This window comes from Pseudomonas sp. GW821-FHT02H06 (genome assembly GCF_059421525.1).
In genome coordinates, this window is record NZ_JBWKVD010000006.1 from 81,832 (window position 1) to 96,656 (window position 14,825).

General features: G+C 62.1%; 7 protein-coding genes. 3 read left to right on the forward strand and 4 right to left on the reverse strand.

Annotated elements, in window-relative coordinates:
• The first annotated feature begins 107 nt into the window (after window positions 1–107).
• From AC07VF_RS12270 to AC07VF_RS12280, 3 genes are all read left to right on the forward strand, one after another.
• Window positions 108–8,753 carry a glycoside hydrolase family 94 protein gene (locus AC07VF_RS12270; RefSeq protein ID WP_495009462.1) on the forward strand — a complete coding sequence of 2,882 codons (8,646 nt, stop codon included), beginning with the start codon at window positions 108–110 and terminating at the stop codon, window positions 8,751–8,753.
• Window positions 8,754–8,817: 64 nt separating this feature from the next.
• Window positions 8,818–9,537, forward strand: coding sequence for a Crp/Fnr family transcriptional regulator (locus tag AC07VF_RS12275; protein WP_495009461.1), 720 nt, complete (start codon window positions 8,818–8,820; stop codon window positions 9,535–9,537).
• Between the two features lie 99 nt (window positions 9,538–9,636).
• Window positions 9,637–10,398 (forward strand): YoaK family protein, encoded by a 762-nt coding sequence (locus tag AC07VF_RS12280; protein ID WP_495009460.1) that lies wholly within the window; start codon window positions 9,637–9,639, stop codon window positions 10,396–10,398.
• 99 nt (window positions 10,399–10,497) lie between these two features.
• Here the strand turns inward: AC07VF_RS12280 and AC07VF_RS12285 are convergent, their stop codons facing one another.
• The 4 genes from AC07VF_RS12285 to AC07VF_RS12300 form a co-directional block, all read right to left on the reverse strand.
• The gene (locus AC07VF_RS12285; protein WP_495009459.1) at window positions 10,498–10,812 is read right to left on the reverse strand and encodes a DUF6966 domain-containing protein; all 315 of its coding nucleotides are present in this window, start codon (window positions 10,810–10,812) and stop codon (window positions 10,498–10,500) included.
• A gap of 95 nt (window positions 10,813–10,907) precedes the next feature.
• Window positions 10,908–11,945, reverse strand: a complete 1,038-nt coding sequence (locus tag AC07VF_RS12290; protein WP_495009458.1) for a hypothetical protein — start codon at window positions 11,943–11,945, stop codon at window positions 10,908–10,910.
• On the reverse strand, window positions 11,942–13,855 hold the full coding sequence (locus tag AC07VF_RS12295) for a hypothetical protein (protein WP_495009457.1): 1,914 nt from the start codon (window positions 13,853–13,855) through the stop codon (window positions 11,942–11,944). Before AC07VF_RS12295 ends, AC07VF_RS12290 begins: the two co-directional genes overlap by 4 nt.
• On the reverse strand, window positions 13,855–14,748 hold the full coding sequence (locus AC07VF_RS12300) for an SH3 domain-containing protein (RefSeq protein WP_346629012.1): 894 nt from the start codon (window positions 14,746–14,748) through the stop codon (window positions 13,855–13,857). The genes AC07VF_RS12295 and AC07VF_RS12300 overlap by 1 nt, the downstream gene beginning before the upstream one ends.
• Between the last annotated feature and the right edge of the window lie 77 nt (window positions 14,749–14,825).

The following is a 14,825-nucleotide window of genomic DNA, read 5'->3' on the forward strand; positions in this document are numbered from 1 at the left end:
GTGGCTTGAACGCTTCGTTCACCAGGGCACATCGGTGCCGGCGCTCCGCTGTGCACACCGCCCAACACGCTGCGTCCGCCGGAGTGCAAGTCATTTAAGGGAAACTAATGACGAGCACATGGACACGCACCAAACAGGCGATCTCCCGGGTCAGGCTGGCGGGTCGCGCCGGGACCCATCCGAAGCTTGCGTTCGCCTACGAACGGCTGCTGCGCGCCGAACTGTTCAACGCCGACCAGATGGCCAGCCACGGCATTGCCCTGGCCAACCAACATCAGCTCGGCGCAGTCACCACGCGGGACTTTCTGCTGGGCAGGCTGGATGACAACGAGGCATTGCTCAAGGAGAGCTGCAGTGCGTTGACTCAAGCCCAGGCGTCCGAGCGCCGTATGACCCCTGCCGCCGAGTGGCTGCTCGATAATTTTTTCCTCATCGAAGATCACATCCGCACCGCACGGTCCCACCTGCCCAAGGGTTACAGCCGTGAGTTGCCGCGCCTGTGCAATGGGCCTTCCAGCGGCCTGCCGAGGGTTTATGACATTGCCCTGGAGACGATTTCCCACGGTGATGGCCGCTTTGACGAATTGAGCCTCAAGCGCTTCGTCGTCTCTTATCAGACGGTCATGCCGCTGACGCTGGGCGAGTTGTGGGCCATTCCGATCATGCTGCGGCTGGCCTTGATCGAGAACCTGCGGCGGGTGGCCTCACGGGTCATGGCCAACTGGGACGATCGTAATCTGGCCGATGACTGGGCCGAGCGGCTCATCGAGGTGTCCGAGCACGATGTGAAAAGCGTGGTGCTGAGCGTCGCTGACATGGCCCATTCTTCCCCGCCCATGACCGCTGCATTCGTGGCCGAGTTCGCCCGCCGGCTGCAGGGTCAAAGCGCTGCCCTGGCGCTGCCGCTCAACTGGATCGAGCAGTTGCTCGCCGAGACCGGTTCGAGTATCGAGCGGCAGGTGCAATTCGATGCGCAGCAGCAGTCTGCGGATCAGATGTCCATCAGCAATAGCATCGCCAGCCTGCGCCTGCTGTCAGCGACCCCCTGGCGTGAGTTTGTCGAAGCCATGAGCCATGTGGAGCAGACCCTCCAACAGGACCCGGCCGAGGTCTATCCGCGCATGGACTTCGCCACCCGCGACAGCTATCGCCACGTCATCGAACGGCTGGCCCGGCGCAGTGGACGCACTGAGATGTCCGTCGCGCAGACCGTTGTGGCGCTGTCCCGGGAACACCGGGACGCTTCAGCCGGAGATGATCTCGTCCGCCATATCGGTTTTTTTCTGGTGGGCCCCGGAATCGGCGTTCTTGAAGAAAACCTCGGCGCCCGTGTGCCCTTTCACGAACGCTGGAAACGCCTGCTGCAAAGCTCACCGCTGACGTTTTACCTGGCCCCCGCCGGTGCCCTGACGATTATTTTTGCGCTGCCGCTGCTGTCCTCGGCACACCGTGACGGACTGCCTGATCTCGCGCTCATCGCACTGGCAGTGCCTTGCCTGGTCATGACCAGTCGCCTGGCCTTCAGCCTCATCAACTGGCTGGTCACGTTCAGCCTGCTGCCCGCCATGCTGCCGAAGATGGATTACGCCGACGGGATTCCCGATGAGGCGCGCACGCTGGTCGCCGTTCCGACGCTGATCGGTTCTCGCCCGGACGTCGACGAATTGGTGGAAGGCCTGGAGGTCAGGTTCCTGGCCAATCGCGACAGCAATCTTTTCTTCGCGCTGCTGACCGATTTCCTCGATTCACCGACTGAGGTGCAGGCGCCGGATGCAGACCTGCTCGCCTATGCAGCAGAGGCAATCAATCGGCTCAACGGCAAGTATGCGGACGAATTGCCGGCGCGGTTTTTCCTGTTTCACCGCCCTCGCCGCTGGAGCGCCAGTGAACGCGCGTGGATGGGCCACGAGCGCAAACGCGGCAAGCTGACCGACCTCAACGCGTGGCTGCGTGGCGCGGGCGAAGACCGTTTCACCACGATCGTGGGTGACACCTCGGCCCTTGGTACGGTGCGTTATGTGCTGACCCTTGACACCGACACCCTGCTGCCGGGCGAGGTGGCCCGCCAGTGTGTGGCCGCGATGATGCACCCGCTGAACCGCCCGGTGTTTGATGCAAGCCGTGAGCGTGTCATTTCCGGGTACGCGCTGTTGCAACCCCAGGTCGGCATCAGCCTGACCAGCACCCCACGCTCGATCTATTCGCGCCTGTTCGGCAGTGGCGGCGGCGTTGATCCCTACACCCGGGCGGTCTCGGACATTTATCAGGACCTGTTCAAGCAGGGTTCCTTCATTGGCAAGGGCATCTACGATGTCGACGCGTTCACCTGTGCACTGGAGGGCTGTCTGCCGGACAACCAGGTCCTCAGTCACGATTTGATCGAGGGCTGCTACGCCCGGTCGGGCCTGCTCAGCGACGTGCAGTTGTACGAGCAATACCCGTCTCGCTACAGCGTGGACGTCAAACGACGTCATCGCTGGATTCGCGGCGACTGGCAACTGATCCCCTGGATCCTGCCCTGGACCCTGAATACGCGCGGCGAATGGGCACGCAACCGTCTCGACGTCATGGCCCGCTGGAAAATCCTCGACAACCTGCGCCGCAGCCTGGAGCCGGCCGCCGTGTTGCTGATGCTGGCCTGGGGTTGGTTCGCCAGCAGTGAACCGCTGGCCTGGACCTTGGCGGTGGTCGGCCTGCTGGTCATGCAACCGCTGCTCAGGACCCTGACCGATGGGTTGCAACCGCCGTTGAACGTGCCTTATCGGCAATACCTGGCCGCGCTGTGCCGGAGTCTGGGGCAAGACCTCGCCCAGATCGCTGCCACCGTGGCATGGTTGCCGTTCGAGATGTATTACAGCGTGGGTGCCATTGCGCGCTCGCTCTGGCGCATCCTGTTCAGCCGCCGCCTTTTGCTGCAATGGCAACCCTCCCGCGAAGTCGAGCGCAACACGCAAAACCCGCTGCCGGCGCTCTACCGCGAGATGTGGATCGGCCCTCTGCTCGCCCTCTGCGGATTCGCCGGCTTGCTGACTGACCCGCTCGCGCTGGCGATCGCCATGCCGTTCCTGCTCGCCTGGGCTGCCGGCCCCTGGATCGCCTGGCGCCTGAGCGCGATGCCGGAAAATGCCGTGTTCGAGCCCTCGGTGGAAGCATTGCGCTTCCTGCAGGTGCTCTCGCGGCGGACGTGGGCGTTCTTCGACGAACTCGTCGGCCCGCAGGATAACTGGCTGCCCCCTGACAATATTCAGGAAGAGCCGAAATCGGTGATCGCCCACCGGACCTCTCCGACCAACATGGGCATGGCCTTGCTTGCGCATCTGGCGGCCCACGACTTCGGCTATCTCAGCACCGACCGACTGCTGCAGCGCTTGTCCGCCTCGCTGGACACCATGGACAGCCTGGAGCGTTACCAGCAGCATTTTTACAACTGGTATGACACGCAGACCCTCAAGCCCCTGCGCCCTCAATACATCTCCACCGTTGACAGCGGCAACCTGGCCGGGCACCTGCTGACCCTGCGTGCGGGTTTGATCCAGCTGCCCGACGCCGCGGTGTTCGATGCTGCCATGCTCAAGGGGCTGCGCATCACGCTGGACACGCTGCTTGAAACGACGGACACCGCTGACACCTTGACCGCGCTCTATCCCTTGCTCGAAGAGTCCGCAGGAATCGATGAAACCGGTGCGCTGTTGACGGCGTTACAGACCGTCCGTGCTCGGGTGGCGGCCATGCCGGCGGGCAGCACCGAACACAGCGCATATTGGCAAACCGCGTTGCTCGCCCAGTGTGATGACTGGATCGCGGCCCTCGAACGTTATCGACTGCCCACGCCTTCGATCGGTCGACACTCACGTGGCCGCACGCTGCGGGAGCTGTCCACACTGGATGAAGCTGACTGGGCTGCGGAGGATCACCCGCGCATAGACGCGGTCCGCCAGGCCGCCCTCGACGCCATCGCCCGGATCGATCGCCTGATCCTGCAGACGGGCAATCTGGCGCAGATGGACTTCTCCCTGCTTTATGACCACAAGCGCGACTTGTTCGTGATCGGCTACAACGCCGACGAGCGTCGCTTGGACACCGGCTATTACGACCTGCTGGCGTCGGAAGTACGCCTGACCAACTTCGTGGTCATCGCTCAGGGGCAGATTCCGCAGCGGGCATGGTTCACCCTCGGGCGACTGCTCGGTGACTGCGCCGGCGTACCGACCTTGATGTCCTGGTCCGGCTCGATGTTCGAATACCTGATGCCCATGCTGGTCATGCCCAATTACGACGGCAGCCTGCTTGACCAGACCTGCCGGGCGGCGGTGGCCGTGCAGATCGAACACGGGAAACGCCTGGGCATTCCGTGGGGGGTATCGGAATCGGGTTATTACACGCTGGATGCGCATTTCAATTATCAGTACCGGGCGTTCGGCGTGCAGGCCCTGGGCCTCAAGCGCGGGCTGGGCGACGACGTGGTTGTTGCGCCTTACGCCAGCGTGCTGGCCTTGATGGTGGACGCCGAGGCGGCCTGCAAAAACCTGCAGCGTCTTGCCCGCAAAGGCGCCTGCGGGCGCTACGGATTCTACGAAGCGATTGATTACACCGAAGCGCGTCTGCCAAGGGGCCAGCGTTATGCCTGGGTGCAGTCCTTCATGGCCCACCATCAGGGCATGAGTCTGCTGGCCTTGGCCAGTGTGTTACTCAATCAGCCCATGCAACGGCGGTTTGAATCCGACCCTGCCCTGCAGTCGGCCCTGCTGCTATTGCAAGAGCGGGTGCCCAAAGTGGCAGCGCCTTACCTGCAAACCGCCCAGCAGCCGGCCGCCGGGGATACAGGCGCCGGCCAGGAGAATGACCTCAGGGTGTTCGCCAACCCGGGGCTCAAGCGCCCGGCGGTGCAATTGCTGTCCAACGGCAAGTACCACGTCATGCTCAGCAGCGCAGGCGGCGGTTACAGCCGCCTGGAAAACATGGCCGCCACCCGCTGGCAGGAAGACAACACTCGCGATCACTGGGGCACGTTCTGCTACTTGAGGGACGTTGCCACCGGCGCCGTCTGGTCGACCGCCTTTCAGCCGACCTTGCACCGGGCCGAGAGCCACGAGGCTATTTTCAGCGATGCCCGTGCCGAGTTTCGCACCCGGGAACTGGGTTTCGACACCCATATGGAAATCGTCGTTTCCCCTGAAGACAACATCGAACTGCGCCGCCTGCACGTGACCAACCGAGGGGAATCTGCGAGGACGCTGGAGATCACCACCTACGCGGAAGTGGTGCTGGCTTCGCCGGAAACGGACGCCATGCACCCGGCGTTCAGCAAGTTGTTCGTGCAGACCGAGCTGCTGCTGCCACTGCAAGCCATCGTTTGCAGTCGTCGGCCCCGCGCCAGCGATGAGCACACGCCATGGATGTGCCACCTGCTCGCGGCTCACGGGGTGGATATTCAGGCCATTTCCTACGAGACCGACCGCGCGCGCTTCATCGGTCGCGGCCGCAGCACCCAGTCGCCGGCAGCGCTGGACCCGGACTGCGAGCAACTGTCGGGCAGCGCCGGCCCGGTCCTGGACCCGATTGTCGCCATCCGTTGCCGGATCACTTTGCAGCCCGGGCAGCAAGGCACCATCGATTTGGTCACGGGCGTCGCGGACAGTCGCGACGACTGCCTCTCGCTGATCAACAAATACCGGGATCGGCACCTGGCGGATCGGGTTTTCGATCTGTCATGGACCCACAGTCAGGTGCTGCTGCGTCAGCTCAACGTTTCCCCCGCCGATGCCCGTTTGTTTGAGCAGATGGCCTCGTCACTGATTTACGCCAACGCAGGCTTGCGCGCCGACAGCACCGTGCTGGCGGCCAACCTGCGCAATCAGCAAGGCCTGTGGGGGCAGTCGATTTCAGGCGACCTTCCCATCGTGCTGTTGCAGGTCAGAAGCCTCGAGAATATCGAGCTGGTCCAGAAGATGATTCAGGCCCACGCCTACTGGCGCCAGAAAGGCCTGCTGACGGATCTGTTGATCTGGAACGAAGATCAGGTGGGTTATCGCCAGCAACTGCAGGACGCGATCATGGGACTGGTCACTTCCGGCAGCGAAGCCACGCTGGTGGACCGGCCGGGCGGCCTATTCGTGCGCATGGCGCAGCAGATGTCGAACGAGGACCGCACGCTGATCCTGTCGGCTGCGCGCCTGGTGTTTTCCGAAGGACTGGGGACGCTTGCCGAACAGGTTCAGCGCCGCCGCGTGGTCCGGGTGCACGCGCCGTTTGTAGCGACCCGCCTTTATATGCCAGTGCCATCGAAGGCCCTTGCGCCGTTGCCCATGTCGCTGCCATTGAGCAACGCCTACGGTGGATTCAGCCAGGATGGGCGTGAGTACATCATCAACGCACCGGCCTCCCATCCCACACCAGCGCCTTGGGCCAACGTGATTGCCAATGCCCAGATGGGCACAGTGGTCTCGGAGTCCGGCAGTGCCTACACCTGGGCCGAAAATGCCCACGAATACCGCCTGACGCCCTGGCACAACGACCCGGTGAGCGACCCCGTCGGCGAGGTCATTTACCTGCGGGATGAAGACACCGGGCATTTCTGGTCAGCCACCCCCCAACCTGCCTCGGGCACTGGCGCTTACCGAACGCGCCACGGCTTTGGTTACACCGTGTTCGAGCACGAGGAAGACGGCATTCAGAGCGAACTCTGGGTTTACGTGGCGCTGGACGCACCGATCAAGTTCTCCAGGCTGGTGCTGCGCAATGTGTCGGGGCGTGAGCGCAACCTGACGGTGACGGGCTATGTGGAGTGGGTGCTGGGCGATCTGCGCAGTAAATCCGCCATGCACGTGGTCACCCATTCGGACCCTGCCAGCGGCGCATTGTTTGCGCGCAACGCCTGGTCGGTGGAATTCAGCGAGCGTGTGGCGTTTTTCGATACCGACTCCGTCGATCACAGTGTCACGGCGGACCGTACCGAGTTCATCGGACGTTGCGGCAGCCTGCAGTCTCCCGCCGCGATGCGGCATAAGGGGCTGTCCGGAAAAACCGGTGGCGGTCTGGACCCGTGCGCCGCGATACAGGTGACGGTGGCGCTCGCACACGGCCAGGGCACGGAAGTGATCTTGCGGCTGGGAGCGGAGAAAAATCCCCAGGCGGCCACCCAGTTGGTGCAACGCTACAAAGGCGTGCAGGTGGCGGCGGCGGAGTTGCAGAAAGTGAAGGATCACTGGCGCTCGGTGCTTTCCGTGGTTCAGGTGAAGACGCCCGTGCCGGCGCTGGACGTGATGCTCAACGGCTGGTTGATGTATCAAGTGATCGCCTGCCGGTTCCTTGCCCGCAGCGGCTATTACCAGTCGGGCGGCGCCATCGGCTTTCGCGATCAGCTGCAAGACAGCATGGCGATGATTCATGCCGATCCGGCGGCCGCGCGGGCGCATCTGTTGCTGTGCGCGAATCATCAATACGCCGAGGGCGACGTTCAACACTGGTGGCACCCGCCCCTCAATCGAGGCGTGCGCACGGCCTGCTCCGACGATTTCCTGTGGCTCGTGGCCGCCACCAGCCGTTACGTCGAGGTCACCGATGATCTGTCCGTGCTGGACGAACCCGCCGGCTACCTTGATGGGCGTGCGCTGGGTCCGGGTGAGGAATCCTATTACGACTTGCCCGGAGTATCGCCGCTGCAGGAGCCGCTGTATCGGCACTGTGTCCGCGCCATCGAGCACAGCCTCAGCCGTGGCGAACACGGTCTGCCGCTGATGGGCAGTGGCGACTGGAACGACGGCATGAATCGTGTGGGCTATCTCGGCCGGGGTGAAAGCGTCTGGCTGGGCTTTTTCGGTTGTCAGGTGCTCGAGCGCTTCGCGCGACTGGCCGAGCGTCACGGCGACAGCGAATTCGCCGCACGCTGCGGCGAACAGGCGAAGCAGCTGCGTGACAACCTGGATGCCTCTGCCTGGGACGGCGCGTGGTATCGCCGCGGCTGGTTTGACGACGGGCAGCCGCTGGGCTCCTCCGTCAACGATGAGTGTCGGCTGGATTCCATCGCCCAGAGCTGGTCGGTGTTGTCCGGCGCCGGATCACCCGCCCGCCAGCATCAGGCGATGCAGGCGGTGGATCAGTATCTGGTCAAACCGGACATCCGCGCGGTCCTGCTGCTTGATCCCCCGTTCGACAAAGGCCTGCAAGACCCGGGCTACATCAAAGGCTACGTGCCGGGCGTGCGCGAGAACGGTGGGCAGTACACCCACGCGGCAGTCTGGGCGGCAATGGCCTTTGCACAGCTGGGCGACACGACCAAAGCCTGGGAGCTGTTGCACATGATCAACCCGGCCGACCCTCTCAACAGCGCCAGGATCGACACCTATAAAGTCGAACCCTATGTGATGGCTGCCGATGTCTACGGCGTTGCGCCCCATGCAGGACGGGGCGGCTGGACGTGGTACACCGGCTCCGCTGGCTGGATGTACCGATTGGGCGTCGAGTCGCTGCTGGGGCTTCAACGCACCGGCAATCTGCTGCAGCTGAACCCTCTGATGCCGGCGGACTGGCCCGGGTTTTCCCTGAGTTATCGCTTTGCAGGCACGCAGTATCACTTCGAGGTGGTCCGCGGCGATGCCCAGGGCAACTCGATGACTCTGGATGGCGAGCCGGTCGAGGGGGACACACTGACGCTGGTGAATGATGGCGTGGAACGCCGGGTGCGCATTGAGTGCGGCGGCTCGCGGCCCGCAGCGTCAGCGGCAGTGGAATTCGCGAAGGCGGCCGATGATTGACCTCCAGTGCCGGCGCCGCGCTGGAGTACTCTCTGTTGGTCGTCCCCTCTTCCGGAGTTCCCGTATGTGCACCGCGCCGCAGCCGATCGACAATCACTTGCTGGCTGCGCTGGCCGATGAAGAATTCAGTCGGCTGGCGCCGCACATGGAATGGGTGGATCTGGTATTGGGCGAGGTGTTGTATGAGCCCGGCGACACCTTGCGTCATGTGTACTTTCCCACCGACTCGATCGTGTCCCTGCTGCAGGTCACCGAAAGCGGCGCCTCGGCAGAGATCGCCGTGGTCGGCAACGAAGGGCTTGTCGGGATCGCGGTGTTCATGGGCGGCGAGAGCACGTCCAGCCGCGCGGTTGTTCAGAGCGCCGGGGGAGCGTTCCGGCTGGCCGGCCATAAACTCAAGGAAGAGTTCGATCGTCACGGCGACCTGTTGCTGCTCATGCTGCGCTACACCCAGGCCTTGATTGCGCAAATGTCACAGACCGGCTTGTGCAATCGGCACCATTCGATCGATCAGCAGTTGTGCCGCTGGTTGCTGTTGTCGCTGGATCGGCTGGCAGGCAATCAGCTGACCATGACCCAGGAACTCATGGCCAACATGCTGGGTGTTCGCAGAGAAGGCGTGACCGAGGCAGCGGGCAAACTGCAGCGCCAAGGCATCATCGAATACAGCCGGGGCCAGATCAAGGTCCTTGACCGCTCGCGACTGGAACAGTTGAGCTGCGAATGTTATTCAGTGGTGAAGGCCGAGTCCGACCGCTTGCTGAGCTACACCCGACAAACGTGAGTGATCGGGTCATCATTAGGGTCTTGAAGGCTCGATACGGTGATTGCACAGATCGGATAAAAACGGCCTCAGGAACTTCAGCATCCACGGGACCCTTTGATGGCGATCAGATACATCCGCAGCCTGACCGGCAGAAGACGCACCCCCGCCGCTAACCGGCACCTTGGCTTCGCCCTGGCTTTTGTGGCCGGGGCCATCAATGCCGGGGGCTTTCTGGCGGTTCAGCAGTACACCTCACACATGACCGGGATCGTCTCGTCCATGGCCGACAACGCGGTGTTGGGTGCGTACGAACTGGTCGTGCGCGGGGGCAGCGCCCTGCTGTCCTTCATGGCAGGGGCGGCCTGTTCAGCCATCATGGTCAACTACTCCCGTCGCAAACGCCTGCACAGCGCGTTTGCGCTACCGCTGCTGTTAGAAGCTTTTTTGCTGATCTGCTTCGGCTTTCTGGGCGCCACGCTGTCGGCGCTGGACGGCATGATCGTGTCGCTGACCGTGATGCTGCTGTGCTTCATCATGGGCCTGCAAAATGCCCTCATCACCAAGGTTTCCAAAGCCGAAATCAGAACCACGCACATCACCGGCATCGTCACCGACATCGGCATTGAGCTGGGCAAACTCTTTTACTGGAATGGCGCCACACCGCCCGGGCAACCGCGCGTGCTGGCCAATCGTGCGCGCCTGAACATATTGACCGTCTTGGCCTTGAGCTTTTTCGCCGGCGGGGTGGCGGGTGCGTACGGGTTTAAACACGTCGGGTACATCGCGACCGTGCCGCTCTCGCTGGTCCTCGGAACGCTGGCCATTGTGCCTGCGCTGGACGATGTGCGTCGGTATGTCCGCCGTGCGTTGCGCGCATGATTCTGGTTTTGGCCGGAACAGCAATAGCGATGCTGCGCGGGGTACTCAATAGGGACGGGTAGGCTGATCTCGCCCCACTCGAACGGTTGATAACAGACTCTACAAAGACCGCTTTATTTCAATGGCGAGCTGGGCCGCTCTGTTGCGCAACGCTTCAAGTTTATCGTTCATCTCCACATGCCGTGGTGTCCAGGAATAACCAACCCCGTCAACCTTCTGTCCAAGCATCAGATCGTTGAACGAACCCATGCCTCCATAGGCCGACCGCAGGTAGGCAATCCCGGAATAATCGGAGTCGATGAGCATGGCTCGTGCCTTACGCATCCACCGGCTCCAATGCTTATCTCCGTCGCTTTCAAGTAGCTCGATCAGTTGCTCAAGTACCTCGATCAGCTCTTCTGTTTGCTGTCCCATTTGGCCCGGCACCCAAGTTTTTAACAAGTTTCGGGAAGTGGGCGGAGTACGCCTCCTCATCCTGACTAAATAAAATAGTGTCAGTCCCGCCGAACCTACAGCGAGCTCACCTCCGGATTCAGCCGCTCCAGCACCTGCCTGCTATTGCCGCCGCCAAACAGACTCATCAGGTCCATGACCCGGACCGGGTCTTTGGGGTCGACGCTCAGCTGGATCCCGTCGTTTTTGCCTTTGAACAGTTTGACCATCAGCTCGCAGCCATCACTGAGCATCGGGGCTTTTTCCCGCATCCCGCTTTCACAACTTTTCTGCCAGTTATCGAGGCTTTTCTCGAACCAGGCCTGGCGCTGTTTGTCGGCACTGCCGGCAGTCGGGTCCAAGGGCGTGGCGTAGCGTTGTTCGAGCAATGCGCTGCGTTTGACCATGCCCTTGTCCTTGAAACTGACGTTCAATTCGCTTAATTCAGCTCGGGCGAATGCGGCTTGCACGCCTTGCGCTGCACCGCCGAGCAACCCGTAGACGGCCATCTCGCCGCCGCGCTGCAAGTCATTGATCGTACGGTGAAGGTCCTTGACGTTATCCATGCGGTAGCTGGCACTGAAGGTGAACAGGTCTGGCATGTCCACAAAGGTCTCACCCGTAGCGCGGGTGGCGTCGTCATCCAGGTCCAGAAACAGCGTGAGGTCGAACGGTTTGAGCTCGTTGCGGCCGCTGCTTAATAACGGGCCAAAATTATTCATGCCCCTTGAGCCACCGCCCATCCCTATCAAGCCAGCCATTCCGCCCAGGTCCTGCAGACTTTGCAGCGAGCTGCTGGAAGCCTGTATGCCGCTGGCTTCGATGCGCACACGACTTCGGCTGTCGTTGTTGATCCGGTCGGTCACGATGACTTTATCGGCGCGCAGACCGCCCGCCTTGCCCTCGCCAAACTCGACGCCTTTGATCACGACCTTGCCGCCAAGGGGCGAGGAGCTCACCGAGGCCCAACTGACAGTCCCATTGAGATGGTTGTCATACACAAAGTCATCGAGGCGCTTCTGGGCCTGTTTGCCGGCATAGGCACACAAGCCAAAGTAGCCCGCAGCGAGTATCGCCACAGCCGCAGCAGGGACAAGCAGTTTTTTCTGGATCATTGCACATCCCCCTGAATGTTCCGGTCAGGCCAGGCCTGTTTGAATACCTGGCGCGCCGCGTCGGGCGTCCAGCTGTCGTCGCCCAACTGCATGCGCATGATTTTCAGCGGATCACGTAAATCGGTGCAGCCGTCTTCGGCGCAGGCTTGCAGGTAAGTCACCGCTACCAAGGTCAGCGGCAGGTCTTCGCTGTCTCGCTTGACCGGGTCCAGAGTGACCTCGCCTTTGGCCAGGAACCAGCCCTTCTCAGGCTTAAGGTTGGGGCCGACCACATCCAGTTGCGACTCATAGGGGTAATCGGTTTCCCAGCGTCCATCCGTCTTGCCGACAATGTGCACGATCTGGCTATAAGCAGCTTTGCCCCCGGCCACCAGCCGCGCATAGCCGCCCCCGGAAGTGGGCGCATAGCTGACGTCGGTCAGCAGGCGAGACTGGATGTATTTAGCGTTGCTGCTTTCGGTTTTCAGCTGGGCAAACTGCTGGAGCTGGGTCTGGGCCTGGTAGCCGGCCTGCTCACGTTTGTTCTGCTCTTCGTACTGGCGCTGACGGTCGGCAGCACGCTTCTGCTCGGCGACCTGCGCTTCATGCATAAACAGATAGTTGTTGGCACTTTGCGGGTTGAACTGCCAGCTTTTGGTGCCCCAGTTCCGGTTGATATTGGATTCATACAGCCAGCTGTCACGGTCATTCTTCACAAGGCCCTGCGGCACGTCTCGAACGGCGATGAAGTTGACGTTCGGAGTTTTCGGCTGGACTTGGTCCAGAGCGCTCAGGGCGGTGAATACCGTGGTCTTAATGGTTTCAAGCTGGCGGAAAAGCTCCTGGTTTTCGGTCACGGCCACCAGCGCCGGACTGCGCGTATCCCAATAGCCACTCCAGCTGTAAGACGCTCGCAGCAGATAATGTATGCCACTGGCCGGGTCACTGGTGAGCAGCATCAGGGCGTTTTTCTGGTCATCAAAGCCTACGATAGGAAGCTGCGGCGCTTGTTTGTTGAACGGGATGCCTCGATGAAAACTGCCTTCATATTCCTTCAGCTTCACCCCGTCTGCCCGTAGCACCACCACTGCCCCCTCACCTGCAGCGTAGCCATCGGAACCGCAGGTGACACCGGTGGATTTTGCACTCACGAAGCGGGTGTCACCGTCTGGCTTGTAGGTGGTACGAAACAGGCAACCGTTCTGGTCTTTGAGTTCCAGGAAAAAGGTGGCAGCCTTGATCGCGTCGGCCTCGGAAGGCGGCGTCCAGCCGGATACCGCAAAAGCCGGCGTCACGGGAATGATGGCTTTGGGCGCAGGGGACGGCGGAACCGGCGCCGATTCAGACGGTTGTGGAGCTGCGGCGGCGGGCACAGGCGGTGGGACTGGATCTGCAGCCACAACGGGTGCAGGAGCCGGGGATGGAACTCGATCTTCCGTCAGAGCCGGTGCAGGAACTGGCCGCTGGACTGGGGCCACAGCAGCAACGGGTGCAGGAACGGGCGGCACCGGGGCCGGGTTTGGCTCGGAGACAGGCGCAGCGGCAACCTCGGCTGCTGGCGCGGCCGGCATGTCAGCCACGACGACATGGCTGGACCATTCTTCCGCCTTGGCAGCCACCCCATTGGCAACGATCTGGCCTTGGGCGTTGTAGCTTTTCCAGTTCACCGTGGCAGCACTTGGGCACTGGCTGGCCAGCAGGCCGCCGAGTTTGGGCAGCAGGCGCGCGACGGCATCGTTGTCCGGCTTGCCGGCGAAGGCAAAACGCAGCGCCAGCGGGTTCGTGCACCACGGCTGATTGTCGGCATGGTCCACGAAGACTTCGACGTTCTCGCCTTTGGAAAAGGCCAGCCGGTAGGCAGCAGCATGGGCATTCGGGCACACGGCAAGCGCCAACAGGGTCAGTGGCAACAGTTTGCTTACGCTGTTCATCAAATCAGTTCCCAAGCGCCGTCACCCGCCTGGCAGGCCTTGACGGTTTGCTTCTCAGCCTGACTGTCCTTGGCTTTGACGTCGTAGGTAATCGTGCGGCACGTCGTCTGCGCGGTCAGTTTGTCTTCCACCGGTTTGGCATCGATGGCGTCAAGGTCCACGCCTTGCTTGGCAGCGCTGGCAACGTCGAGGTTGTCCAGGTCAGTGGCGTTGTCGGCGGAGCCTTGTGTGGCAGCACTGCTGGCAACCGCCATGGGTTTGGGCGCAACGGCCTCCACCAGAGGGGCATACACATAGCCTACGGTGACGCCACGGCGGCCGACCATGATCCAGTCATTGTGGGTGCGGCCCAAGGCGGTGAACGTCGAACTCGGGGGTAACCCACCCACTTTGTCGGCGCTGCTGTCCGGCGCGCTGCGCAGGTTGGCCGACTTGATGGTGCGGTAGGGTTTATTGATCACGGTCATGTCGGTGACCGGCTGAATCTTCGGCAGGCGCTTTACCGCCACCTGCCGCGACTGCGTTTCGGTACTCACCGGGGTGATCTGCGCGCTGCTGCCGCTGTGATTGGACTGCCAGGTAGCGGCCTGGCCGTCCTGGTTTCTGTTGAGGACTTGCTGGGTTTGTGCAGCGAGGGCGAGACGGTCGGTTTCATCCATTTTCGCGCCGATGGTTTTGCCCAGCAATGCGCCAGCCAGGCCGCCGATCAACATCGCTGCGGTTCGCCCGCCTCCGCCGCCGATGCGGCTGCCGATCAGCACACCAGCGGCGCCGCCGATTACGGTGCCAATGTTTTCCTTGTTAGCCCAGTCGGGACCCGACGTGGCGCAACCGGATGAAAAACCAATGCTCAACACGAGCAATGCAGCAGTGGCCTTTTTTGCCAAACCCATCGCACAGTCCTCTGAGGTGAAGGAGAGATATGCAGGGATGAGTTAGCACGGTGAAATCGTTGATTGGCCTTCATCCC